Origin of the sequence: Streptacidiphilus sp. MAP12-33 (assembly GCF_041261265.1) — a bacterium.
Lineage (GTDB): Bacteria > Actinomycetota > Actinomycetes > Streptomycetales > Streptomycetaceae > Streptacidiphilus.
This window is the reverse complement of record NZ_JBGCCA010000035.1, coordinates 31848-54852: the sequence shown is the minus strand read 5'-3', so window position 1 is coordinate 54852 and position 23005 is coordinate 31848. Positions and strand designations below refer to the sequence as shown.

Annotated in this window: 22 protein-coding genes; 6 read left to right on the top strand and 16 right to left on the bottom strand. The window is 72.4% G+C overall.

Annotated features, from left to right (window positions below; genetic code table 11):
- Nucleotides 1-209: 209 nt before the first annotated feature.
- Complete coding sequence (locus tag ABH931_RS29810) at nucleotides 210-1505, bottom strand: MFS transporter (protein WP_370119932.1); 1296 nt, start codon at nucleotides 1503-1505, stop codon at nucleotides 210-212.
- A gap of 63 nt (nucleotides 1506-1568) precedes the next feature.
- Between ABH931_RS29810 and ABH931_RS29805 the strand changes: the two genes are divergently transcribed.
- From ABH931_RS29805 to ABH931_RS29790, 4 genes are all read left to right on the top strand, one after another.
- Entirely contained in the window at nucleotides 1569-2537 is a 969-nt protein-coding gene (locus tag ABH931_RS29805) for a LysR family transcriptional regulator (protein WP_370119929.1), read from the top strand.
- Nucleotides 2538-2626: 89 nt separating this feature from the next.
- Nucleotides 2627-3973, top strand: a complete 1347-nt coding sequence (locus tag ABH931_RS29800) for a methyltransferase domain-containing protein (RefSeq protein WP_370119926.1) — start codon at nucleotides 2627-2629, stop codon at nucleotides 3971-3973.
- A 114-nt stretch (nucleotides 3974-4087) separates the two neighbouring features.
- Nucleotides 4088-5209, top strand: coding sequence for an adenosine deaminase (locus ABH931_RS29795; protein WP_370119924.1), 1122 nt, complete (start codon nucleotides 4088-4090; stop codon nucleotides 5207-5209).
- Between the two features lie 161 nt (nucleotides 5210-5370).
- Nucleotides 5371-5829 (top strand): hypothetical protein, encoded by a 459-nt coding sequence (locus tag ABH931_RS29790; RefSeq protein WP_370119921.1) that lies wholly within the window; start codon nucleotides 5371-5373, stop codon nucleotides 5827-5829.
- A 91-nt stretch (nucleotides 5830-5920) separates the two neighbouring features.
- Here the strand turns inward: ABH931_RS29790 and ABH931_RS29785 are convergent, their stop codons facing one another.
- The 5 genes from ABH931_RS29785 to ABH931_RS29765 all read right to left on the bottom strand — a co-directional run bounded on the left by ABH931_RS29785 (nucleotide 5921) and on the right by ABH931_RS29765 (nucleotide 9898).
- Entirely contained in the window at nucleotides 5921-6112 is a 192-nt protein-coding gene (locus ABH931_RS29785) for a PspC domain-containing protein (protein WP_370119919.1), read from the bottom strand.
- Nucleotides 6113-6171: 59 nt separating this feature from the next.
- On the bottom strand, nucleotides 6172-6846 hold the full coding sequence (locus ABH931_RS29780) for a VanZ family protein (RefSeq protein ID WP_370119916.1): 675 nt from the start codon (nucleotides 6844-6846) through the stop codon (nucleotides 6172-6174).
- A 153-nt stretch (nucleotides 6847-6999) separates the two neighbouring features.
- Entirely contained in the window at nucleotides 7000-7680 is a 681-nt protein-coding gene (locus ABH931_RS29775; protein ID WP_370119914.1) for a hypothetical protein, read from the bottom strand.
- Nucleotides 7677-9143 carry an ATP-binding protein gene (locus ABH931_RS29770; RefSeq protein WP_370120073.1) on the bottom strand — a complete coding sequence of 489 codons (1467 nt, stop codon included), beginning with the start codon at nucleotides 9141-9143 and terminating at the stop codon, nucleotides 7677-7679. The genes ABH931_RS29775 and ABH931_RS29770 overlap by 4 nt, the downstream gene beginning before the upstream one ends.
- Nucleotides 9144-9220: 77 nt before the next feature.
- A complete protein-coding gene (locus ABH931_RS29765; protein WP_370119912.1) occupies nucleotides 9221-9898 on the bottom strand; it encodes a response regulator in 678 nt (225 codons plus the stop codon).
- Between the two features lie 198 nt (nucleotides 9899-10096).
- Here ABH931_RS29765 and ABH931_RS29760 point away from each other — a divergent pair, with 198 nt between their 5' ends.
- A complete protein-coding gene (locus tag ABH931_RS29760; protein WP_370119909.1) occupies nucleotides 10097-10765 on the top strand; it encodes a SigE family RNA polymerase sigma factor in 669 nt (222 codons plus the stop codon).
- Nucleotides 10766-10949: 184 nt separating this feature from the next.
- Here ABH931_RS29760 and ABH931_RS29755 read toward each other — a convergent pair whose 3' ends face one another.
- The 4 genes from ABH931_RS29755 to deoC form a co-directional block, all read right to left on the bottom strand.
- The gene (locus tag ABH931_RS29755; RefSeq protein WP_370119907.1) at nucleotides 10950-11639 is read right to left on the bottom strand and encodes a uridine kinase; all 690 of its coding nucleotides are present in this window, start codon (nucleotides 11637-11639) and stop codon (nucleotides 10950-10952) included.
- 66 nt (nucleotides 11640-11705) lie between these two features.
- The gene (locus tag ABH931_RS29750) at nucleotides 11706-12611 is read right to left on the bottom strand and encodes an aldehyde dehydrogenase family protein (RefSeq protein WP_370119904.1); all 906 of its coding nucleotides are present in this window, start codon (nucleotides 12609-12611) and stop codon (nucleotides 11706-11708) included.
- The gene (locus ABH931_RS29745) at nucleotides 12604-14040 is read right to left on the bottom strand and encodes an aldehyde dehydrogenase family protein (RefSeq protein WP_370119901.1); all 1437 of its coding nucleotides are present in this window, start codon (nucleotides 14038-14040) and stop codon (nucleotides 12604-12606) included. The genes ABH931_RS29750 and ABH931_RS29745 overlap by 8 nt, the downstream gene beginning before the upstream one ends.
- 5 nt (nucleotides 14041-14045) lie before the next feature.
- Complete coding sequence (gene deoC / locus ABH931_RS29740) at nucleotides 14046-15014, bottom strand: deoxyribose-phosphate aldolase (RefSeq protein ID WP_370120070.1); 969 nt, start codon at nucleotides 15012-15014, stop codon at nucleotides 14046-14048.
- Nucleotides 15015-15148: 134 nt separating this feature from the next.
- Between deoC and ABH931_RS29735 the strand changes: the two genes are divergently transcribed.
- Nucleotides 15149-15814 carry a PH domain-containing protein gene (locus ABH931_RS29735; RefSeq protein WP_370119898.1) on the top strand — a complete coding sequence of 222 codons (666 nt, stop codon included), beginning with the start codon at nucleotides 15149-15151 and terminating at the stop codon, nucleotides 15812-15814.
- Between the two features lie 250 nt (nucleotides 15815-16064).
- Here ABH931_RS29735 and ABH931_RS29730 read toward each other — a convergent pair whose 3' ends face one another.
- The 6 genes from ABH931_RS29730 to pgsB form a co-directional block, all read right to left on the bottom strand.
- Complete coding sequence (locus ABH931_RS29730) at nucleotides 16065-16844, bottom strand: tyrosine-protein phosphatase (protein WP_370119895.1); 780 nt, start codon at nucleotides 16842-16844, stop codon at nucleotides 16065-16067.
- A gap of 17 nt (nucleotides 16845-16861) precedes the next feature.
- Nucleotides 16862-18574, bottom strand: coding sequence for a phospho-sugar mutase (locus tag ABH931_RS29725; RefSeq protein WP_370119893.1), 1713 nt, complete (start codon nucleotides 18572-18574; stop codon nucleotides 16862-16864).
- Nucleotides 18575-18705: 131 nt separating this feature from the next.
- Nucleotides 18706-19536 (bottom strand): purine-nucleoside phosphorylase, encoded by an 831-nt coding sequence (locus ABH931_RS29720; RefSeq protein WP_370119890.1) that lies wholly within the window; start codon nucleotides 19534-19536, stop codon nucleotides 18706-18708.
- A gap of 218 nt (nucleotides 19537-19754) precedes the next feature.
- Nucleotides 19755-20810, bottom strand: coding sequence for an NlpC/P60 family protein (locus ABH931_RS29715; protein WP_370119888.1), 1056 nt, complete (start codon nucleotides 20808-20810; stop codon nucleotides 19755-19757).
- Between the two features lie 66 nt (nucleotides 20811-20876).
- Nucleotides 20877-21359, bottom strand: coding sequence for a poly-gamma-glutamate biosynthesis protein PgsC/CapC (locus ABH931_RS29710; protein ID WP_370119885.1), 483 nt, complete (start codon nucleotides 21357-21359; stop codon nucleotides 20877-20879).
- Complete coding sequence (pgsB, locus tag ABH931_RS29705) at nucleotides 21356-22993, bottom strand: poly-gamma-glutamate synthase PgsB (protein ID WP_370119882.1); 1638 nt, start codon at nucleotides 22991-22993, stop codon at nucleotides 21356-21358. The genes ABH931_RS29710 and pgsB overlap by 4 nt, the downstream gene beginning before the upstream one ends.
- Nucleotides 22994-23005: the final 12 nt, after the last annotated feature.

Here is a 23005-nt window from a genome sequence, read left to right as displayed (position 1 = left end):
GCTGGACTCGGTCGGGAACGCCGAGCTGAACGGGATGGCGCGTGCGGGCAGCGACGTCGTCCGGCTCGTGACGGAGACCCCGGCCACCCCGGGACCGGAGGGCGCTCGACCCGCTCATGACCCGACGGTCACCAACCTCGACGCTCGGCAGGGCTGACCAGGCGCCCCCGTGGGCGGGCCGGCGACTGTGCCGGTCCGCCCTCCCGCCCCTACGGTCGCGCCGCCGCGACCGCGCGGTGCGCGGAGACGGTGCCCCAGGCGGTCACGCCCGCGGCGAGCAGCATCGCGGCCAGGGCCACCGAGACCGTCCCGGTCCAGCCGCTGCCGTGGTACGCGCTCGCACCCAGCGCGCCCCCGAGGCTGTTGCCGACGTAGTACGCGGCCATGTACAACGCGGACGCCTGGGCGCGGTCGTGGGTCGCCGTGCGGCCCACCGCCGCGGAGGCGACGCAGTGGCCGGTGAAGAAGCCCGCGGTGATGAGGACCAGGCCCAGCAGGGTGAGCGGGAGCGACTCCGGCAGGGTCAGCAGCAGGCCCGCCGAGGTCGTGGTGATCGCCGCGTACAGGGCGCCACGGCGGCCCAGCCGGGCGGCGATACGGGCGCTGCCCGCCGAGGTCACCGTGCCGACGAGGTAGACCACGAAGATGGACGAGGCCAGGGCCTGCGGCAGGCTGAAGGGGGCGGCGACGAGCCGGTAGCCGAGGACCGTGTAGACCGCGCCGAAGACCGTCATGAACAGCAGGCCGAGCGCGAACAGCCGGCCGAGCAGCGGGTTGGCCAGGTGGCCGGTGACGGTGCGCCACAGGGCGCGCGGATTCACCGGGCCGGGGCGGAAGCAGCGGGCGCGGGGGATGAGCACCCGGAAGGCCACCGCGCACAGCAGTGCCGCGACGGCGACGGCCGCGAGGCCCGCACGCCAGCCGTACGCGCCGGCGACGACGCCGGACAGCAGGCGGCCGCTCATACCGCCGATGCTGTTGCCCGCCACGTACAGGCCCATCGCCGAGGGCAGTGCCGAGGGGTGGACCTCCTCGGCGAGGTAGGCCATGGCGGTCGCGGGCAGGCCCGCCAGCGCGACGCCCTGCAGCGCGCGCAGGGCGGTCAGCGTCCCGAGGTCACCGGTGAGCGGCAGGACCAGCGCGATGGCGACGGCGGCGACGACCGAGAGCGTCATGATCCGGGTGCGGCCGAAGCGCTCGGACAGGGCGCTGATCGGGATCACCGCGACGGCCAGCCCGATCGACGCGGCGGAGACGGTCCAGCTGGCCTGGCCCGGCGTCAGGTGCAGGTCGGTGGAGAGGGCCGGCAGCAGGGCCTGGGTCGAGTAGAGCAGCAGAAAGGTCGCCAGCCCGGCGCCGAACAACGCGAGTTGGGTGCGGCGCAGACCAGGGGAGCCCGGCAGGTGGCGCGGGTCGGCGGTCCGGGCGGACTCGGCGGCCCGGGGGGCACGGGCGTCGACGGCGGTGGGGACGGGTCGCGTGGCTGTGGCAGGCTCCGCTGGCATGCTCCAGACGTTAGGACGGTGCTATTGATGCGTCCAATACATGGGTGGGGGATGATCCATGCTGTGGCGTATGAATCCAGTTCGGACCAGGTGTTCCTCCCTTCGGAGCAGGTGGAGCTGTCGCCCACGTCACCCGCCGCCCGGCTCTCGCCGCTGCTCGCGCAGTTCGCGGCGGTCGCGCGCGGCGAGCATGTGACGCGGGCGGCCGTCGAGCTCGGCATGCCGCAGCCGACCCTGAGCCGGGCCGTCGCCCGACTGGAGGCGGAGCTGGGTGTGGCGCTGCTGTCCCGCGAGGGCCGCACGGTCCGGCTCACCCGGGCCGGGCGGATCTTCCTCGCCTCGGCCGAGCGGGCTCTGGCCGAGCTGGAGCGCGGCGCGGACGCGGCGCGCGCGGAGGCGGACCCGACCGGCGGCCGGGTGGCCTTCGGCTTCCTGCACACGATGGGTTCCGAGGCGGTGCCGATGCTGCTGCGGGGCTTCCGGGCACAACTGCCGCGGGTGCGCTTCCAGCTGGTGCAGGACTACACCGACTCGATGCTGGCCCGCCTGCGCGACGGAGAGCTGGACCTGTGCCTGCTCTCCCCGCGGCCGGAGGCGCCGGATCTGACCACGCGCCGGATGGGCGAGCAGCGGCTGCGCCTGGTGATCTCCGCCGACCACCGGCTCGCCGGCCGGCGCCGGGTGCGGCTCGAGGAGGTGGCCGAGGAGCCGTTCGTGACCCTGGAACCCGGTTACGGCCTGCGCCGGATCACCGACGCACTCTGCGCGGACGCCGGCTTCACCCCGCGGATCTCCTTCGAGGGGGAAGAGGCCGAGACACTGCGCGGCCTGGTCGCGGCAGGGTTGGGCGTCGCGGTCCTGCCGCCCGCGTCGTGGCTGCGCCCGGACGTGGTGGAGCTGGCGCTCGCCTCCCCGGCGGCCCGCCGCGAGCTGGCGCTCGTCTGGTCCTCGACCCGGCCGTTGCCGCCGCCGGCGGTGGCGTTCCGTGATTACGTCCTGTCGGAGCGGGACCGGCTGCCACTGCACAGCTGAACGGGGGGAAAACTCCTTATTGTCTGGCTTGTGACCATTCGACGCGAGCGGGACGCTGTTCCTGTACCTCTGAAAGGGGGTTGGTCAGCATGACGTTCGTGCAGGTCATTGAATACGAAACCAAAGACGAGGACCGCGTCGACCGGATCATGGACCAGTGGCTGCGGCTCACCCAGGGCAAGCGCACGGCCCACCACTCCACCATGGGCAAGGACCGCGACAAGCCCTCCCACTTCATGCAGATCGTCGAGTTCCCCTCCTACGAGGAGGCGATGCGCAACAGCGACCTCCCGGAGACCCGTCAGTTGGCGGACGAGATGCGGGAGGCCTGCGACGGCGATCCGCGCTTCGTGAACCTGGAGGTCACCCGCGACGAGGTCCTCGACGAGGACGCGATGATGAGCCTGATGGGCCGCATCGTGACCGACCTGGGGGCGGTGGCCCTCGCGCCCTCGCTCGTGATCGGCGAACGGCTCGGTCTCTTCGCCTCGATGGCGGACGGCAGGCCCCGCACCTCGGCGGAGGTCGCCGAGGCGTCCGGCTGCAACGAGCGCAACGTACGCGAGTGGCTGTCGGCGATGGCCGCCAGCGGCTACGTCGCCCTGGAGGCCGACGGCAGGTTCCGGCTCACCCCCGAGCAGGTCGTCGCCTTCTGTGACACCGAGAGCCCCTACTACGCGCTCGGCGGCTTCCAGTCGTTCAGCGCCGCCGCCTCGCTGGAGACGCGCGACAAGTTGCAGCGCTCCTTCAGGAGCGGCGAGGGCCTCGGCTGGGACCAGCACCACCCGGAGCTCTTCTCCGGCACCGCGCGCTTCTTCCGGCCCGGCTACGCGACCTTCCTGGTGGACGCGTGGCTGCCCGCGATGGAGGACACGGTGGAGCGCCTCCGGGCCGGCGGCAGGGTCGCGGACATCGGCTGCGGTTTCGGCTACTCGACGCTGATGATGGCGCGGGCCTTCCCCGAGGCCCACTGCACCGGCTTCGACTACCACGGGCCCTCCATCGAGGCGGCCCGCCGGCAGGCCAAGCAGGACGGGCTCACCAAGCACTGCGACTTCGAGGTGGCGGGCTCCGCCGACTTCGGCGGCGGCCCCTACGACCTGATCACCTTCTTCGACTGCCTGCACGACATGGGCGACCCGGTGGGCGCGCTCTCGCACTGCCGGGCGAGGCTGACCGAGGGCGGCGCGGTCATGGTCGTCGAGCCGCACGCGGAGGACGACATCGCCGACAACATGAACCCGCTGAGCCGGGCCATGTACGCGGCGTCCACGGTGATCTGCGTTCCCGCGTCCCAGGCCCAGCCGGTCGGCCGGGCGCTCGGCGCCCAGGCGGGCGAGGCGCGGACCCGCGAGGTCGCGGCGGAGGCCGGCTTCGGGCGGTTCCGCCGCGCGTCGGAGACGCCGTTCAACATCGTCTACGAGCTGAAGAGCTGAGGTCGCCCCTCAGCCGGGCGGCAAGGCCGCACCTCGGCAGGACGCGCGTCCGCGGGGCCGCGCGTCCTGCGTCGAAGCTGGTGCATCTACGCGCGTAGGAGCTAGGATCGGGAAATGGTGACCCACAACCCTCAAACGCCTGCCGCCACCTCCGAGCAGATCCGCCGCGCGCCCAAGGTGCTGCTCCACGATCATCTCGACGGCGGCCTGCGCCCCGAGACGATCATTGAGCTCGCCGACGCGGTCGGATACGACGCCCTGCCCGAGCGCGACCCCGCCAAGCTCGGGCAGTGGTTCCGTGACGCCGCCGACTCCGGCTCGCTGGAGCGGTACCTGGAGACCTTCGCGCACACCTGTGCCGTCATGCAGACGCGCGAGGCGCTCATCCGTGTCGCCGCCGACTGTGCCGAGGACCTCGCCAAGGACGGCGTCGTCTACGCCGAGGTGCGGTACGCGCCCGAGCAGCACCTGGAGGCCGGGCTGACCCTCGACGAGGTCGTCGAGGCCGTCAACGAGGGCTTCCGTCTCGGCGAGCAGCGGGCCCGTGAGAACGGTGACCGGGTCAAGATCGGCACGCTGCTGACGGCGATGCGCCACGCCGCCCGCTCCCGTGAGATCGCCGAGCTGGCGAACCGCTACCGCGACCACGGCGTGGTCGGCTTCGACATCGCCGGTGCCGAGGCCGGCTACCCGCCCACCCGGCACCTGGACGCCTTCGAGTACCTCGCGGGCGAGAACAACCACTTCACCATCCACGCCGGTGAGGCCTTCGGCCTGCCCTCCATCTGGGAGGCGCTCCAGTGCTGCGGTGCCGACCGCCTCGGCCACGGCGTGCGGATCATCGACGACATCGAGGTCAAGGACGACGGCCAGGTCGAACTCGGCCGGCTCGCCGCCTACGTGCGCGACAAGCGCATCCCGCTGGAGATGTGCCCGACCTCCAACCTCCAGACCGGCGCGGCCGCCTCCTACGCGGAGCATCCCATCGGGCTGCTGCGCCGCCTGCACTTCCGGGTCACGGTCAACACCGACAACCGCTTGATGAGCGGCACCAGCATGAGCCAGGAGTTCCAGCACCTCGTGGACGCCTTCGGCTACACGCTGGACGACCTGCAGTGGTTCACCGTCAACGCGATGAAGAGTGCGTTCATCCCCTTCGACGAGCGGTTGGCCATGATCAACGAGGTGATCAAGCCGGGCTACGCCGCCCTCAAGGCTGAGTGGCTCTTCGCCTGAGACGGCGGCCCTGACGGCCTCGGCTCCGCGTCAACGCCCCGAATCCCGGTACGCCGATCGGCTGACGGGATTTGGGGCGTGCCGTGCCTCGTGGATACGTTGGGCCGCCATCCGGGCACGCGCTGTAATCGCCGTGCTCGCAGGACACGAGGAGACTGCTCATGAAGAAGGCCACCCTGCAGGCGGCCGGAACGGCCGTGCTCGGTGTCGCGGCGGTCGCCGCCTTCGCCGGACCGGCCGCGGCGGACCCGCTCGGCGGGCTTCCCCAGGTCAGCTCGCTGACCGGGCCGGCGTCGTCGTTGACCTCCGCCGGCGGCGGCCTCCACGAGGTGACCTCGACCGCGCAGGGCGTCATCAACAACACCGCGCCGACGGTGCAGGGGGCGACGGGCTCACTGCCGATCGCGACGCGCGCGGTGCAGTCCGCCGTGCCGCAGTCGGTCGTGCCGCAGTCCGTGGTGCCGCAGTCCGCGGTACCGCAGCAGCGCGACGGTGGCCTCCCGGCCGTCGGCGGCACGCTGGGCAGCCTTCCCGGCCTCGGCCAGCTCCAGGGCGGTACGGGCCACACGCTCGACGCCCTGCACCAGAACCTGCCGCTGAAGGCGCCGTCGATCAGCTGAGCGCCGGGCCGGAACGGTCCGCTGCGGGGGCCTCCCGGACCGGGAGGCCCCCGTGGCGTGTCAGGCGCGTCGCGTCAGGCGTGGCGTGTGGTCAGTACTCGGCCGGGAGCAGCAGCCACAGGGCCAGGTAGACGAGTATCTGCGGCCCGGGCAGCAGGCACGAGAGCAGGAACAGCACGCGGACGCTGAGCGGGCTCATCCCGAAGCGGTGGGCGATACCCGCGCAGACACCACCGATCATGCGGCCGCTGCGGGGGCGGGCGAGAGTGGCGGTCGCGGACATGGGATCACTCCTGTTCGATGTGGCCCGTCCGCGGTGGGACGGGCCGTCGGCTTGATGTCTCAAGCCTCTCGCGCAGGAAGGGCGGTGCCGTCAGCCCCGCCGATGATTCGGACCCTGCCGGGACCCGGGCTCCGGAGCGGCCTGTTCTCAGGGGCGCTCTCAGGGTCGTTCTCAGGGGCGTGCGCCGGAACCGGCGCCGCGACGGACGCCGCCGCGGCCCGGGCGGTGGCCTGGCGGCGCAGCCAGGCCCGGGTCGCGGGCACCACCGCGAGGTGGGACAGCGCGATCCCGATGCAGGCCAGCAGGATGTCGTCGACGTTGAGCAGCCGCAGCGACAGGGTCGTCTGCAGCACCTCGAGCCCGGTGGCGATCAGCCCCCCGGCCAGCAGTGTGCGGGTGAAGGAGCCGAGCGTCGGCGCGTCCCGGCGCCCGCCGGCGAGGGGCAGCAGCACCCCCAGCGGGGCCAGCGACAGCAGCCCGCCGAGCAGCGCGAGGTAGTCGCGTCCGGTTCCGGTGGCCAGCTCGGCGCGGACGGAGGCGAACGGGGTGAGGTTGCTGTCGGACAGCCAGAGCGTGGGTGTGCTGCGCAGGGTCACCCAGAGCAGCACGGTCAGATGGACCGCCAGCAGCAGCAGGCCGAGCCGCCGGGCGCCCGCGTGGACGGCGAAGGGACGGGGATCGGCGCTGCTCTCTCCGTGCTGCACGCCAGAAGGGACGCGCATGGTGGTGCGCATGGTTGCGAGGCGACGTGTGCGCGCCGTCACGCTGCGCTCTGTCGCGCCAGGCACCTCCACCGCGGACCCGCCCTCTCCGTCTGCTCTGTCTCGGTCGTGTGTGCGTCGCGCCCCCGCCAGGCCGACCGACTGGCCGGCCGGGCGAGGAGGCGGTCAGGGTGAGCCGGTCCCCGGGGCGGCGCCGCAGTCGCCCAGGGAGAAGCCGGAGGCGCCGGTGGTGGTCGCGCTCGTCGGCTTCGGTACCGGGGGCGGGCTCGCGGCGCGCGCGCCTGCCGAGGACGTGGCCCGGTGCGGCGTGGCGGAGCCGCGCGCGGCCGCCGACGCGGAAGCCGAGGGCATGATCGGCAGCGCCGAGGTCAGCGCGTCCCACGGGGTCGCGCCGGGGAAGTACGTCGCCCCGCCGGGCATCAGGTCGCTCGGAGCGGCGGTGGTCAGCACGGCCGGTCCGTCCGAGTTCGCGCCCGGCGTGGACGTGGCCCCCGGAGTCGGGGGGCAGGCGGTGCGGGAGGCCGGCAGCCCGGCGTCGACGGGCACGGCGGTGCTGCGGATGCCGCAGCCGCTCAGCGTGGCCGTGACGGTCGCGGCGAGGACGGCCGCGGCCATCGCCACCGTCGCCGCCCGCCGTCGCCGCCGGCCCTGCGCCGCCGACTCGGTGCCACGAACCGCGGCCGGCAGTCCCCGCCGCACGGCCGCACGGCCCGCGGTGGTGCGGCCACCGGGCGCGGTGGCGTCGCCGACCGCGACGCGGTTCGGTGCGGGGGTGCCCGGGCCGGAGGCCGGGTTCGGTGCGGGGGTGGCCGCGGTGTCGCTGTTCGTGCGTTCGGTGGTGCTCATGCGGTGCTGCCGTCCTTCGTCGGCGGGGTCTTCGGCAGGCGCAGGGTGAAGACGGCGCCGACGCCGTCCGCCGCGTTCGCGGCCGAGATCGTGCCGCCGTGGATGCGGGCGTTCTCCATCGCGATGGAGAGGCCGAGGCCGCTGCCCTCCGAGCGGCGGCGCGAGGCGTCCGCCTTGAAGAACCGGTCGAAGACGTGCGGCAGCACGTCCCCGGGGATGCCGGGGCCGCCGTCGGCGACCTCGACCACCAGCCAGTCGCCGTCCGGCGCCGACTCCTCGCGGGCGCGGACCCGGACCGGGGAGCCGCCGTGCTTGAGCGCGTTGCCGATCAGGTTGGCCAGCACCACGTCGATCCGGCGCGGGTCCACCCGGACGAGCAGGCCGCGCGGCGCGTCCAGCTCGACCGCGTCCAGCCAGGCGCGGGCGTCGATGGTCGAGGTGATCAGGTCGGCGATGTCGATCTCGTCGATGACGACCTTGGCGGTGCCCGCGTCGAAGCGGGTCACCTCCATCAGGTTCTCCACCAGCTCCGTCAGCCGTCGGGTCTCGCTCACGACCAGCCGGACGGCCGGCTCGATCATCGGGTCGAGGGCGTCCGCCTCGTCCTCCAGGATGTCCGTGACCGCGGTCATCGCCGTCAGCGGCGTCCGCAGCTCGTGGGACATGTCGGCGACGAAGCGGCGGCTCGCGTGCTCACGCGCGCTCAGCTCCTCGACCTGCGCCTCCAGGGCGGCCGCGGTGTGGTTGAAGGTGCGCGACAGCTCTGCGAGCTCGTCCTGACCGGTGACCTCCAGCCGGGTGTCGAGATTGCCCTCGCCCAGCGACTGCGCGGCCTCCGCGAGCCGGGCGACCGGCTTCAGCACCGTCGCCGCGGCGGCCTGCGCCAGCAGCGCCGCGCCGACCAGGGCCAGCAGCGTCGCGATGCCCAGCGACCAGGCGAGCGAGTCCAGGTCGCGCTGCTCGTCGTCGAGGGACTTGAACATGTAGGCCGTCGGCCCGTCCGGCAGCACCCTGGTGCCGCCGATCAGGAACGGCACGCCGTTCAGGTTCACCCGCTGCCAGAACAGGTGGTACTGGCCGGGCGAGGTGGTGCAGTGCATGCACGGCTGCTCGACCTGCTGGCGCAACACGGCCGGCACGTCCGCCGCCGTGTACGTGTGCGAGGAGTGGACGCTGCACGTCGGGGACGTCATCACGACGTCGTAGCGCAGCCCCGTGGCGGCCACCACGTTCGTGGCGAGCTGCAGCTCCTGGCAGCTCGGCTCCAGCGGCAGCGCCGTGACGGTGCGGTCGAGCTGGTTGCGGAAGTCCGAGAGCGCCGTGTCCTGGGTGCGCTTGAGCACCGCGTCACGGTTGAGCCAGTAGGCGATGCCCGAGGAGGACACCGCCGCGGCCAGGGCGACCACCGAGCAGACGGCGATCATCCTTATCCGCAGCGAGGTCAGCCGCAGCCGACGGGCCAGCCAGCGGGCCCGCGGGTGGGTGGGCGGTGCGTCCTGGGGGGTGGGCGGAGGGGTCGTGGAGAGCGTGGAACGGTCGGTCACGCCGGGGTGTCCAGGCGGTAGCCGACCCCGCGCACGGTCCGGATCAGGGTGGGGGCCGACGGCACGTCCTCGACCTTGGCGCGCAGGCGCTGGACACAGGCGTCCACCAGCCGTGAGTCGCCCAGGTAGTCGTGCTCCCAGACCAGGCGCAGCAACTGCTGGCGCGAGAGCGCCTGCCCCGGACGGCGGCTCAGCTCCAGCAGCAGCCGCAGCTCGGTCGGGGTCAGCTGCAGTTCCGTGCCGCGCTTGGTCACGATCATCGCGTTGCGGTCGATCACCACGTCGCCGAAGGCCGCGGAGTCCGAGCTCTCGCGCTCGCCGCGCCGCAGCACCGCCCGGATGCGTGCGTCCAGCACACGCGGCTGGACCGGCTTGACGACGTAGTCGTCGGCGCCGGACTCCAGCCCGACGACGACGTCGATGTCGTCGGAGCGCGCGGTGAGCAGGATGATCGGCAGCTGGTCGGTGCGCCGGATCCGCCGGCAGACCTCGAAGCCGTCGATTCCGGGCAGCATCACGTCGAGCACGATCAGGTCCGGACGCTGCTCCTTGAAGAGGCGCAGGCCGTCTTCGCCGGAGGCGGCCGAGGAGACCCGGTGACCCTGTCGGGTCAGCGCGAGCTCCAGGCCGGTGCGGATCGCATCGTCGTCCTCGATGAGCAACAGGTGAGACACGCGGTTCATTGTGGCGTACCGCCCGCGCGGGATCGACCCTCCTGTGCGCCGGTGTGAATCGTGACGGGCTCTGTGACACGTCTGTGACAGTCGGCGGACAGGGCGATGAAAACCCCAGGGCAGGATTTTCCATGTCGGGCGGAACCAGCAGCCCGGCAGCAAGCACCGAGCACCGACCGGAACCCGAAGGAGTACGCGATGAACGCAGTCATCGAGGCTCACGCCGACAAGGCCGCCGCGACCCTGCCTCACCCGACGTACTCCGTCCGTCACCTTCACGCGGTGGGACGCCAGGAGGACGGCCACGGTTCCACGGCCACGGCGACGGCCACGTGGGACGCCCACGCGGACGACTTCACGGCCTACGTGAAGGAGCGCCGCGCGTCCCTGTACGCCACCGCCTACCACCTGACCGGCGACCGCTTCGCGGCCGAGGACCTGCTGCAGAGCGCGCTCTTCAGCACGTACCGGGCCTGGGACCGGATCTCCGACAAGGCGGCGGTCGGCGGGTACATGCGCCGCACCATGACCAACCTGCACATCTCGGCGTGGCGCCGGCGCAAGGTCAACGAGTACCCCACCGAGGAGATGCCGGAGACCGTCGGTGACACCGACGCGATGTACGGCACGGAGCTGCGCACGGTGCTGTGGCAGGCGCTGGCCAAGCTCCCGGAGAACCAGCGGACCATGCTGGTGCTGCGGTACTACGAGGGCAAGACGGACCCGGAGATCGCCGACGTGATGGGGATCAGCGTCGGCACGGTCAAGAGCGGCATCTGGCGCGCCCTGCGCCGGCTCCGCGAGGACGAGACGCTGGCGGCGCAGGACGGGGACCTGGGGCACGCCTTCGGCGAGCTGGTCGCCTGAGAAGAGCTTTTCTGAGGGGGAGGCTGTGGGCACGGGGGTAGCTCACAGCAGCATGGGGCCTGGGCCTTGGCGTTGGGGGACGCCGGGGTCCAGGCCTTCTGTGCTTCGCACTGTTGCACGGTCCCGGGCGCCGGGACTGCGCGAACAACCACCCACGCGCGGATGGTCCCGGCAGTTCGGGGCTCTACACGGCGGCGGGTTGCTCGCGCCCCGCGGCGGAGCCGCTGATCGGTGCGGCCTCGCGCCCCTGGGCCGAGTGCGACTGACCCATGCGCGCAAGGGCCTCGTGGCCGTTGCACGGGGTGGCGCCCAGCTCGCGCTGGCGGTTGACGACCGCGCGCTCGGCGCGCATGAGGCGGTAGCCGCGGCGCAGGAGGTACGGGACGGACTTGCGGGCCTCGCGGACGTCGCGGAGGAAGCGGCGGTAGGCCGTGGTGAAGGCGTGGTTGCGCAGGCAGATCGCGTCGGCGAGGAGGCCTTCCGCCTCACAGGCGCGGACGATCTCGGCCGCGAAGATGCCCTCGGCGACGAAGACCGGAGTGCCGACGGTCTGGGTGCGTGAACCGACCGCGCCGTTGGCCGGGATCGAGTAGATCGGGACCTCGGCCGCACCCGTGTCGCACAGGGAGCGGATCGCGGCGACGGCCTGGTCGAAGTGCCATGACTGCGGGTCGTCCCAGTCGACGCTGCCGTCGGGCAGGCGCGGGAGGGTCGGGTCGTCGCCGTCCTTGTAGAAGTCGTCGAGCTGGAGGACCGGGAGGCCGGCGCGCTCGGCGAGGGTGGACTTGCCGGAACCGGAAGGGCCGCAGAGCAGGATCACGCGTGCCGGGGAAGGGTTCACGGAAGAGGTAGCCACGGGACACCAGTGTGACATCCGAAATCAAAGAACGGGCACGTGCTCACGGCGAGAGAGCACGTGCCCGGGTCTTTGAGAGGGGACTCACATTCCCATCGGGTGCCAGACCGTCTTGGTCTCCAGGAAGGTCAGCAGGCGGTCCGTCCCCGGGGCGGTCGTCCAGTCGTAGGACGCCGACTCCGGGCGAAGGACGCGCTTGAGGGTGTCCGCCGCGGCGACCTCCAGGTCCTTCGCCGAGGCCGGACCCTCCTCGGCCACCACACCGGACAGGTCCAGCGCGTTGACGTCGGCGTGGGAGGCCAGCGTCGGGGCGATGTCCTCCGTGCGGCCCGAGATCAGGTTGACCACGCCGCCCGGCAGGTCGGAGGTGGCCAGCACCTCGCCCAGCGAGAGGCCCGGGAGCGGGGCGCCCGGGGCCAGGGCGACGACGGCGGTGTTGCCCGTGGCGATGACGGGCGCCAGCACCGAGACGAGGCCAAGCAGCGAGAAACCGTTGCCGCTCTGCGGAGCGACGACGCCGACGACGCCGGTCGGCTCCGGGGTGGAGAGGTTGAAGTACGGCCCGGCGACGGGGTTGGCGTTGCCCGCGATCTGGGCGACCTTGTCCGTCCAGCCCGCGTACCAGACCAGGCGGTCGACGGCGGCGTCGACGAGCGGCGCCGCCTTCTTGGCCGTCAGGCCCTCGGAGACCGCGACCTCGGCGAGGTACTGCTCGCGGCGGCCCTGGAGCATCTCGGCCGCGCGGTACAGGATCTGGCCGCGGTTGTACGCGGTCGCGCCCGACCAGCCGCCGAAGGCCCTGCGGGCGGCGGAGACCGCGTCGCGGGTGTCCTTGCGGGTGCCCTGGGGGGCGTTGGCGAGCCACTCGCCGGACTTGCGGTCGGTCACCTCGTACACCCGTCCGCTCTCGGAGCGCGGGAACTTGCCGCCGACGAAGAGCTTGTAGGTCTTGTAGACATCCAGGCGGAGTGCCGTCGTGGGCTCAGACATCGAGGTAGGCCTCCAGACCGTGGCGACCGCCCTCGCGGCCGTAGCCCGACTCCTTGTAGCCGCCGAAGGGCGAGGTCGGGTCGAACTTGTTGAAGGTGTTGGACCAGACCACGCCGGCGCGGAGCTTGCTCGCCATCCACAGGATGCGCGAGCCCTTCTCGGTCCAGATGCCGGCCGAGAGCCCGTAGGGGGTGTTGTTGGCCTTGGCGACGGCCTCCTCCGGCGTGCGGAAGGTCAGCACGGACAGGACCGGGCCGAAGATCTCCTCGCGGGCGATCCGGTGGGTGGCGGAGACGTTGCTGAAGACCGTCGGCGCGAACCAGTAGCCGGTGGACGGCAGCTCGCAGGCGGGGGACCAGCGCTCGGCGCCCTCGGCCTCACCGGCGGCGGTCAGCTCCTGGATGCGCGCGAGCTGCGCGGCGGAGTTGATGGCGCCGATGTCGGTGTTCTTGTCCAGCGGGTCGCCGACGCGCAGCGTCGACATGCGGCGCTTGAGGGCGTCCATGACGTCGTCGTGGACCGACTCCTGGACCAGCAGGCGCGAGCCCGCGCAGCAGACGTGGCCCTGGTTGAAGAAGATGCCGTCGACGATGCCCTCGACCGCCTGGTCGATCGGCGCGTCGTCGAAGACGATGTTGGCGGCCTTGCCGCCGAGCTCCAGCGAGAGCTTCGTGCGGGTGCCGGCCAGCGTGCGGGCGATCGCGCGGCCGACCTCGGTGGAGCCGGTGAAGGCGACCTTGTCGACGTCCGGGTGCGCGGTCAGCGCGGCGCCGGTGCGGCCGTCACCGGTGATGATGTTGACGACGCCCTTGGGCAGACCGGCCTGGCGGCAGATCTCCGCGAAGCGCAGCGCCGTGAGGGGGGTGGTCTCGGCGGGCTTCAGGACGACCGTGTTACCGGTGGCCAGCGCCGGGGCGATCTTCCAGGCCAGCATCAGCAGCGGGAAGTTCCACGGGATGACCTGGGCGGCCACGCCCACCGGGCGCGGGTTGCTCCCGTAGCCCGCGAACTCCAGCTTGTCGGCCCAGCCGGCGTAGTAGAAGAAGTGCGCGGCGACCAGCGGCAGGTCGACGTCGCGGGTCTCCTTGATCGGCTTGCCGTTGTCGATCGACTCCAGGACGGCCAGCTCGCGCGAGCGCTCCTGGATGATCCGGGCGATGCGGAACAGGTACTTTCCGCGCTCGGCGCCGGGCAGGGCGGACCAGGAGGTGAACGCCTTGCGGGCGGCGGCGACGGCGCGGTCCACGTCTGCCTCGGTGCCTTGGGCGAACTCCGCCAGGACCTCCTCGGTGGAGGGGTCGACGGTCTTCAGGGCCTCGGAACCGGTGGACTCGACGAACTCGCCGTCGATGAAGTGCCCGTACGTCGAGGCGATGTCGCCGGCGGCGGCGCGCGACTCGGGCGCGGGGGCGTAGTCGAACAGTGCCATGGTGATCAGTCCACCGTCACGTAGTCGGGACCGGAGTAGCGGCCGGAGGCCAGCTTCTGCCGCTGCATCAGCAGGTCGTTGAGCAGGCTGGAGGCACCGAACCGGAACCAGTCCGGGGAGAGCCAGTCGTCACCGAGGATCTCGTTCACCATGACCAGGTACTTCATGGCGTCCTTGGTGGTACGGATACCCCCGGCGGGCTTCACTCCCACCTGCACGCCGGTGGCGTTCCGGAAGTCGCGCACGGCCTCCATCAGCACCAGGGTGTTGGCGGGGGTCGCGTTGACGGCGACCTTGCCGGTGGAGGTCTTGATGAAGTCGGCCCCGGCCAGCATCGCCAGCCAGGAGGCGCGGCGGATGTTGTCGTAGGTGACGAGCTCGCCGGTCTCGAAGATCACCTTGAGATGGGCGGCGGTGCCGTCCGGGCGCTCGCACGCCTTCTTGATCTCGGCGATCAGCTCGTAGATCTCCAGGTACCGGCCGGAGAGGAAGGCACCCCGGTCGATCACCATGTCGACCTCGTCGGCCCCGGCGGCGACGGCCTCGGCCGTGTCGGCCAGCTTGACCGGCAGCCCGGCCCGGCCGGAGGGGAAGGCGGTGGCCACGGCGGCGACGTTGATCGGCGCGCCGCCGAGGGCCTCCTTGGCGATGGGGACCATGTCCGGGTAGACGCAGACGGCCGCGGTGTGCGGGACGTCCGGGTTCCCGGGGTCGGGGTTCCTGGCCTTCTGGCAGAGCGAGCGCACCTTGCCGGGGGTGTCCGCACCCTCCAGCGTGGTGAGGTCGATCATGGAGATGGCCAGATCGATGGCGTAGGCCTTGGCGGTGGTCTTGATCGACCGGGTGCCGAGTCCCGCGGCGCGTGCCTGCAGGCCCACGGCGTCGATGCCGGGGAGACCGTGCAGGAAGCGACGCAGGGACGCCTCGGAGGAGGCGACGTCCGCGAGGCCGCTGGTAGCGAGGGAGGAGGACATGCTCACCAGCGCAGCATATCTACACGCGTAGCGTTCCGTCACGAGGGCGTCCGTGTGACATCGTGCGGCTGATGCCATAACGAGACCCGGCCTCGCGTGGGGAAACAGGGTGAACTGGGGCAGAATCGGTGACCATGAGCGACACCCCCGCCCGTGCGAACACGGCCCCCACCTACCACGACAAGGTCTACCGTTCCGGGCCGGGCCTCGTCGGCGGCTGTTTCCTGCTGGTCCTGCTCCTCTGGCTGACCATCGACGCCATGGTCAACGGATCGGGTTCGGCGCCCGCGCTGGCCGCCTCGGTGCTGGTCCTGGGCGCCCCGCTGATCGCCGCGTTCAGCCTGTGGCCGCAGGTTCGCGCCGGTCAGGACCGACTGCTGGTGCGGAACCCCTTCCGCACGATCAAGCTCCGCTGGGACGGGGTGGAGTCGCTGGTCTCGACGCTCTCGGTCGAGCTGCGGGCGGGCGGTCGCAAGTTCGTCATCTGGGCGCTGCCGGTGTCGCTGCGCCAGCGCAAGCGCGCGTCGAAGCGCGCGATGATCGACGCGGGTGACCGCGGCACGGTCTCCAACACCCCGCGCCCCGGTCTGTTCGGCGCGCCGCGGTCGCTGCCGCAGTCCGCGGCCGAGGCGATGGCGGACCGGGCGGTCACCGAGCTGAACGAGCGCGTCGCGCAGTACCGCGAGGAGCTGCCGGCGGACGCGGGCGAGCCGGAGCTCTCGGTGACGTGGAACTGGTGGCTGATCGCCCCGATGCTCGCGGGGGCGGTGGCGACGATCGCCGCCCTCGTCGCGGGCTGACGCTCGGTTGCACCTGCCTCAGGGGCGTGGGGACTGCTGCGCGACGAGCCGGTTGCACTCACCTCAGGAGCACGGGGCTGTGCCGATCTGCGGCTCCTCTCCCGGCCTTCGGCCGGGAGGTGCCCTGAGGTCCCCTGCGCGGGCGTGAGCAAGTCACCCTGCGCGGACGGCCCTGAACATCGAGGACCATCCGCGCGTCGGTGGCTTGTCGCGCACTTCCCCGGGCCCCTGAGGCAGGTGCAACCTCACGTCACAGGAATGCGCCCCGCAGAGCGGCGAGCTCCGGCTCCGTGACGCCGTGCGCCAGCAGGTACCGCGTCGCGTCGCCGTGGGTGGCGCGGAGGGAGGCCAGGAAGGCGAGCAGGAGGCCCTCGTGGACCGGGCGGGAGCGGCGTTCCCTGCCCTGCTCGTCGACGTAGTAGACCGGGCCGCGGTCCAGGCCCAGGCCGGTGTTGGAGAGGTGGTAGTCCGCCACGATGTCGGCGTCACGGACGCCGAGCGCGGACAGGAGGGTGGCCACTGTCACGCCGGTGCGGTCCTTGCCGACCGCGCAGTGCACCAGCGCGGGGAGCGCCCCCGGGACGGCCAGCGCGCTGACCGTGGCCGCTATCGCGGGCCCGGCCGTCGCGGCCATGAAGGCGTAGAGGTCGTCCAGGGTCTCCTCGCCCGCCTCCGCGTCCCGCTCGTCCCGCTCGTCCTGATCCGCCCGCTCGTCGCGGGCCTCCTCGGCCGTCCGCTCCCGCGCGGGACGCGGCGGGAACGTCGGGAGGTGGAGGAACCGGACCTCGCCGTCGAGCGGGCGGTCCGGCCAGACCTCCAGTTCCGGCGCGGAGCGCAGGTCGATGACCGTGCGCAGGCCCAGCGCGGTCAGCGCGGCCGCGCCCTCCGGGGTCAGCTCGTGGAGGGAGCCGCCGCGGTACAGCAGCGCCTGCGCGACGCGGCCGCCGTCGGCGGTGGGGAAGCCCCCGGCGTCACGCAGATTGCGCACGCCAGGGACGGGGATCAGACGTTCGGCACCGGTTGTCGACACCGCGACAGCATGTCAGATCAGATGCCCGCGGCGGCGGCCAGATCGGTCTTCAGCGAGGCCAGCAGCGCCGTCGCCCGCTCCCGGGCAGCGCCCAGCTCGGCCACGCCGCCGACAGGGACGACGACCTCCAGGTAGCACTTCAGCTTCGGCTCGGTCCCGGACGGACGGACCACGACGCGCGCCGAGGTGACGCCCTCGCCGCTGAGGTGGTAGCGAAGCCCGTCCGTCGGCGGCAGCTGCTCCGATCCCGCCTCCAGGTCCTCCGCCGAGTCGACGTGCAGGCCGGCCAGCCGCACCGGCGGCTCCCGGCGCAGCCGGGCCATGGCATCGGCGATCACGCGCAGGTCGGCCACGCGGACGGAGAGCTGGTCGGTGGCGTGCAGGCCGTGCGTGCCCGCAAGGTCGTCCAGCAGGTCCTGCAGGGTGCGGTGCTGGGCCTTGAGCGTCGCGGCGAGTTCGGCCATCAGCAGGGCGGCGCTGACGCCGTCCTTGTCGCGGACCGCGTCGGGGTCGACGCAGTACCCCAGGGCTTCCTCGTAGCCGAAACGCAGGCCGTCGACGCGGGAGAGCCACTTGAAGCCGGTCAGCGTCTCCTCGTAGCGCAGGCCCGCCGCCTCGGCGATCCTGCCGAGCAGCGAGGAGGAGACGATGGTCGTGGCGAAGGTGCCCTTGGCGTGCTTGGCGACCAAGTGCGCGGCGAGCAGCGCGCCGACCTCGTCGCCGCGCAGCATCCGCCAGCCCGAGGCGTCGCCCGGGTCGCCGGTGGGGACGGCGACGGCGAGGCGGTCGGCGTCCGGGTCGTTGGCGATCACGATGTCGGGCCGGTGCTCGGCGGCCGCGGCGAACGCCAGGTCCATGGCGCCGGGCTCCTCCGGATTGGGGAAGGAGACGGTCGGGAAGGCCGGGTCGGGGTCGCCCTGCGCGGCGACGACCGTCGGCGCGGGAAAGCCGGCTCGTTCGAACGCGGCGAGAAAGGTGCCGCGGCCGACGCCGTGCATCGGGGTGTAGACCACGTCGAGGTCGCGCGGGGCGTGCTCGTCCACGACGGCGGCGACACGGGCCAGGTACGGCTCCAGCACGTCGGCCTCGCTGAGCACCTCCCAGCCCTCGACGGCGAGCGGGACCTCGTCGAGCGTGCCGACGGCGTCGATCTCGGCGGCGATGCCGGCGTCGTGCGGCGGGACGATCTGCGAGCCGCCGAAGCCGCCGCCCAGGTAGACCTTGTAGCCGTTGTCGCGCGGCGGGTTGTGACTGGCGGTGACGGCGATCCCGGCGGCCGCGCCGAAGTGGCGGACGGCGAAGGCGAGCACCGGCGTCGGCAGCGGGCCGGGCAGCAGGGCGGCCTTGAGGCCCTGGGCGACCATGACGGCGGCGGTGTCGCGGGCGAAGGCCTCGGAGTTGTGGCGGGCGTCGTAGCCGATGACGACGAGCCCGGCGGTCGCTCCGCGCTTGAGGTAGGCGGCCAGGCCCGCGGCGGCCCGGATGACCACGGCGCGGTTCATCCGCATCGGGCCCGCGCCCATCTCGCCGCGCAGCCCGGCGGTGCCGAACTGGAGGGTGCCGGCGAACCGCTCGGCCAGCTCCGACCAGGCCTTCTCGCTGGCCTCATGGGGGTCGCCCTCGGCGGCGGCGAGGAGTCGCGAGAGTTCCTCGCGGGTCTCCGGGTCCGGGTCCTCGGCCAGCCAGGTGCGGGCTCGGGAGAGCAGATCGCCGTCCTGAAAGGCAGTCATCGCGTCACGTCCTCGTCTTCGGTGCGGCAGCCGCAGAGCCGTGAGAAAGCCGTACAAAAAGCATGGCATCCGGCGTGCGAACCGTCGGATGCCATGCGGGGGAAGTCGGAAAGAGGCGTCGGAAGGAGGCGTCAGATCCGCTCGAGGAGCTTGGCCAGCAGCGCGCCCATCCGGGTGGCGGAGGTGCGGCCGGCCTCGAGGACCTCTTCGTGGTTGAGCGGCTCGCCGGTGATGCCGGCGGCCAGGTTGGTGACCAGCGACAGGCCGAGCACCTCGGCGCCCGCCTCGCGGGCGGCGATGGCCTCCAGCGTGGTGGACATGCCGACCAGGTCGCCGCCGATGGCGCGGACCATGCCGATCTCGGCCGGGGTCTCGTAGTGCGGGCCGGGGAACTGCACGTAGACGCCCTCCTCCAGGGAGGGGTCCACCTCCTGGCACAGCGCGCGCAGGCGGGAGGAGTACAGGTCGGTCAGGTCCACGAAGTTGGCGCCGACGATCGGGGAGGCGGCGGTGAGGTTGATGTGGTCGCTGATCAGCACCGGCTGGCCGGGCTGCATGCCCTGGCGCAGGCCGCCGCAGCCGTTGGTCAGCACGACCGTGCGGCAGCCGGCCGCGACGGCGGTGCGCACGCCGTGGGCGACGGCGGCGACGCCGTGGCCCTCGTAGAAGTGGGTGCGGCCCAGGAAGACCAGCGCGCGCTTGTCGCCCACCTTGATCGAGCGGATCTTGCCCGAGTGCCCGGCGACCGCCGGCGGCGGGAAGCCCGGGAGCTCGGTGATCGCGAACTCGTAGTCGGGCTTGCCGAGTTCGTCGGCGGCGGGGACCCAGCCGGAGCCCATCACGAGCGCGACGTCGTGCGCGTGCCCGTCCGTGAGCTCGCGCAGGCGCGCAGCGGCGGCCTTGGCTGCCTCGTAGGGGCTGACGGGGGTGGAGCCGGTGTTCGGCTGGGTGGAAGCGTTCACGAAACGAGGATAACCAGAATCTCCTACGCGCGTAGAGCACAAAAGGATGACATTCGGCGCGTTCTGCTGTGGATCTTCGGACGAACGTACGACGAACGCCGGTCGGGGCGGCGGAAAGCTCGCCAGGTCACAGCGGAAAGCCCGCCGCGTCACGGGTGCGGGGCGGGCTTTCGGTGTGTCAGTTGTGGCGCCTGCCTTCGGCGCGGCCACGCCGGACGCTAGAGCCGACGGGCGGCGCGGAAACCGGCGGCGTAGAAGCCGGAGCCGTCGAGGCGGGCGGCGCCCGCCTTGTCGCCCATGGTCGGGCCGTTGGCCTGGCTGCGGCTGGAGAGGAAGCGGGGGTGGCCCTCGGTGTCCTCGCCCAGGTACATGCCGCAGTGGTCGATGAAGTTCGGCTCCCCGATGTTGATCGAGAAGAAGACCAGGTCGCCCGGCTGCATCGGGCTCAGGTCCGCCGGACGGGTGTGCGTGTCGGGGATGACCAGCACGCCCGGCGCGTACGCGGCGATCGCGTACGCGCGGCGCGGCAGGCCCACACCGCGGGTGTTGGAGACGTGCATCGGGTAACCGTTGCGGTAGCCCCAGACCAGGCGCATGTAGCCCGAGCAGTCGACCATCCCGTAGCGGGCCTTCTCCGGGGAGCGGTGGCCGTCGGGGAAGTTCCACGGGATGCCGAGGTAGTCGTAGAAGTCCGACTGCTCGTCGCGGCTGTGGAAGGAGTCGGCCGACTGGCCGGGGATGCGCGGGCCGAACGCGGCGTCGCCGGCGATCCGCAGGCCGTGCGCGTCCTTGACGGTGGGGGCGCCGTCTCCGTACTGGAAGGCGATGCCGAGGACGTCCGGGCTGCGGTCGGCGAGGGTCTTGGGGAACCAGTCGCGGAACCAGGGGGTCTGCTCGCGTCCCGCCGACCACTGTGTCGGCATCAACCGGACCCAGGAGGTGCTCTCCACGACGGCGCTGGTGGTGCGCGGCTCGGTCCAGGTGCGGCTCGGACCGGTGAGCAGCGCGGTGCGGGCGCCGTCGGTGAGGACCGCCAGCTGGTTCCCGTTCGCGTCGCTGACGACGGTGCGGTCCGGGCCGGACTGCCGCGCGTAGGTGAAGCCGCCGGTGGCCGTCGGCCCGGGGGAGACGGTGTCGCCGGCGGAGTCGATGGAGGGGGAGCCCGGGTGGGACGAGCGGTTGTTCAGCTCGACGCCGAGCGCGCCGGCGACCGCGACGAGCGCGACGCCCGCGCCGCCGCCCAGGAGCTGTCGGCGGGACAGGTGCGGGGACATGGTCACTCCTTCGGGTGCAGTCGGCGCCACGGGCTGGTGCCGTGGGGCCCGGCGGTGGGAGGGTGGTCAGGCGGTGGGGAGAGCGCCGAGCAGCAGCCCGGCGGCCAGGACGACATAGGTGCCGAGGGTAACGGCGCCGGTCGCGATGGCGGTGGCGGCCTTCGGCTGCCGGATCAGCTGATAGGCGATCAGGCCGGGGACGATGAAGCCGAGCGTCTGGCTGCTGTAGAGCAGCGGGAACTGCTGTTGCAGCACGATGACGACGGTCATCTGGATGAGCACCGCGCTCAGCACGACCGCCGCGAACAGCCGCTTGCCGTAGAGGATCACCAGACGCTGGAGCGCCTTGGTGGCCAGATAGGTCAGCACGGTGACCGCCAGCACCAGACCCGCGCGCTGGATGTCGGTGACCAGGGTGAGTGCCAGCCAGCCCGGGGTGATCATGCCACCGGGTGAGAGGTTGGTGGTCAGGTAGCAGATCAGTGAGAAGACCAGCCCCAGGGCGATGCCGAGCGCGGCGATCTGCGGGGTGAGCGCGGCGGGGATCACAGGGGGTACCTCGTGCGGTCGTAGTCGGCGTCGGGGTCGGGACTGGGCGGGGTCGGCCGGGGGAAGCGGGGCACCCGCAGGGTGAGCGTGGTCGAGCCGTCGGCGGTGGCCGGGGCGTCGAACCCGTCGAAGCGGTCCGGTGCGTCCAGCGGATGACCGTACTCGTTCTCGCCGTGCGCCGGTTCCGCACCCCCGCCGTACGCCTGCGCGAGGTGGGCCTGCACGGCGTGGGAGGGGGCGACGTAGACGCCCTCGTCGAACGGGGGCTCCTCGTAGGCGGCCGCTTCGTAGGCCGGCACGCCGCGGGCGCCCTCGCCCATGCCCTCAGCGACGTACGCCTGCTCGCCGTACGGCCGGCCGGTGTACGTGTGGTCGGTGGAGGTGTGCCCGCCGAGCGCCTGCTCGCCGGCTGCGCGTCCGCCGAGCGCCTGCTCCGCCGACGTTCCGGGCTCCTCGTCCGGTTCGAGCTCGGCGAGGTGCTCCAGGAAGAGCTCGCCCTGGCCGTGGATGTTGCCGATAGCCACCAGCGAGGCCTGCGGCGGCAGCTCCGCCAGCAGGCTCTCGGTGAGCAGGCCGGCGTCGCGCTTGTCGCCGCCGAGGTCGACGACGCGGCCGCGGAAGGAGGCCGGGATGGCGTCGGCCGCGCTCTTGGTCGGGTGACCGATCAGGAAGACCAGCTCGGGGGCGAGCTCGGGGATGATCGCGCCCATCTGGCCGTTGCGCTCCACCCGGTCCGGGCGGCAGTTGATCACGACGGAGAGCGGCCGCTGGATCGCACCCAGGTCCAGCAGCTGGCGGACGTTCATCAGCGTCGACTCGGGGTCGTTGGCCGCGAAGACGTTGGCGAAGCGCAGCCTGCCGCCTTGCGGGGTGCGGTAGCGCTCGACGGAGAGCACGCCCGGGTCCGGGGGCGCCTCCCACATGCCGCGCAGTGCCGTCTCCCGCTCCACGCCCAGCAGATCGGCCACGGCCAGGGCGATGGCGACGTTCTCCTTGAAGGTGAACCAGGAGAAGCCGCGCAGCTCGGCGTCGCTCACGGTCTCCGGGTCGACGGCGACGAGGCGGCAGTTCCGCTTGTCGGCCTCCTCCTGGAGGATGTGCAGGCGGTCCTTCTCGGCGGTCACGCAGACGCCGCCGACGGGCATCGAGCGCGACAGCGAGCGGGCCACGTCGTCCAGGGTCGGGCCCATCTCGGCGAGGTGGTCCTCGCGGACGTTGCACAGCACGCCGATGGTGGAGCGGATCAGCTTCTCCTGGTTGATCTCCTGCAGCGCCGGCATGACGGCCATGCACTCGATGACCAGGGCGTCGGGCCGGTAGGTCGCGGCGCGGCGGACGATGCCGATCTGCTCGACGACGTTCGCCAGCCCGAACTTGCGGTAGACGGGCTCCTCGGTGGCGTCCGGGTGGATGAACCGCGCGGCGGTGCCAGTGGTCTTGGCGACGGTGGTCAGGCCGCCGCCGCGCAGCGCGCCCGCGCACAGCCGGGTGATGGAGCTCTTGCCGCGGATGCCGTTGACCAGCACCCGCACCGGTATCTGGTCGAGTGAGGACTCGTGGCGCCGCTGCTCGACCATGCCGGCGACGAGCAGACCGAGGCAGCACAGCAGCAGGACGCAGTAGAGGAACAGCACGGGTCTTCCTTC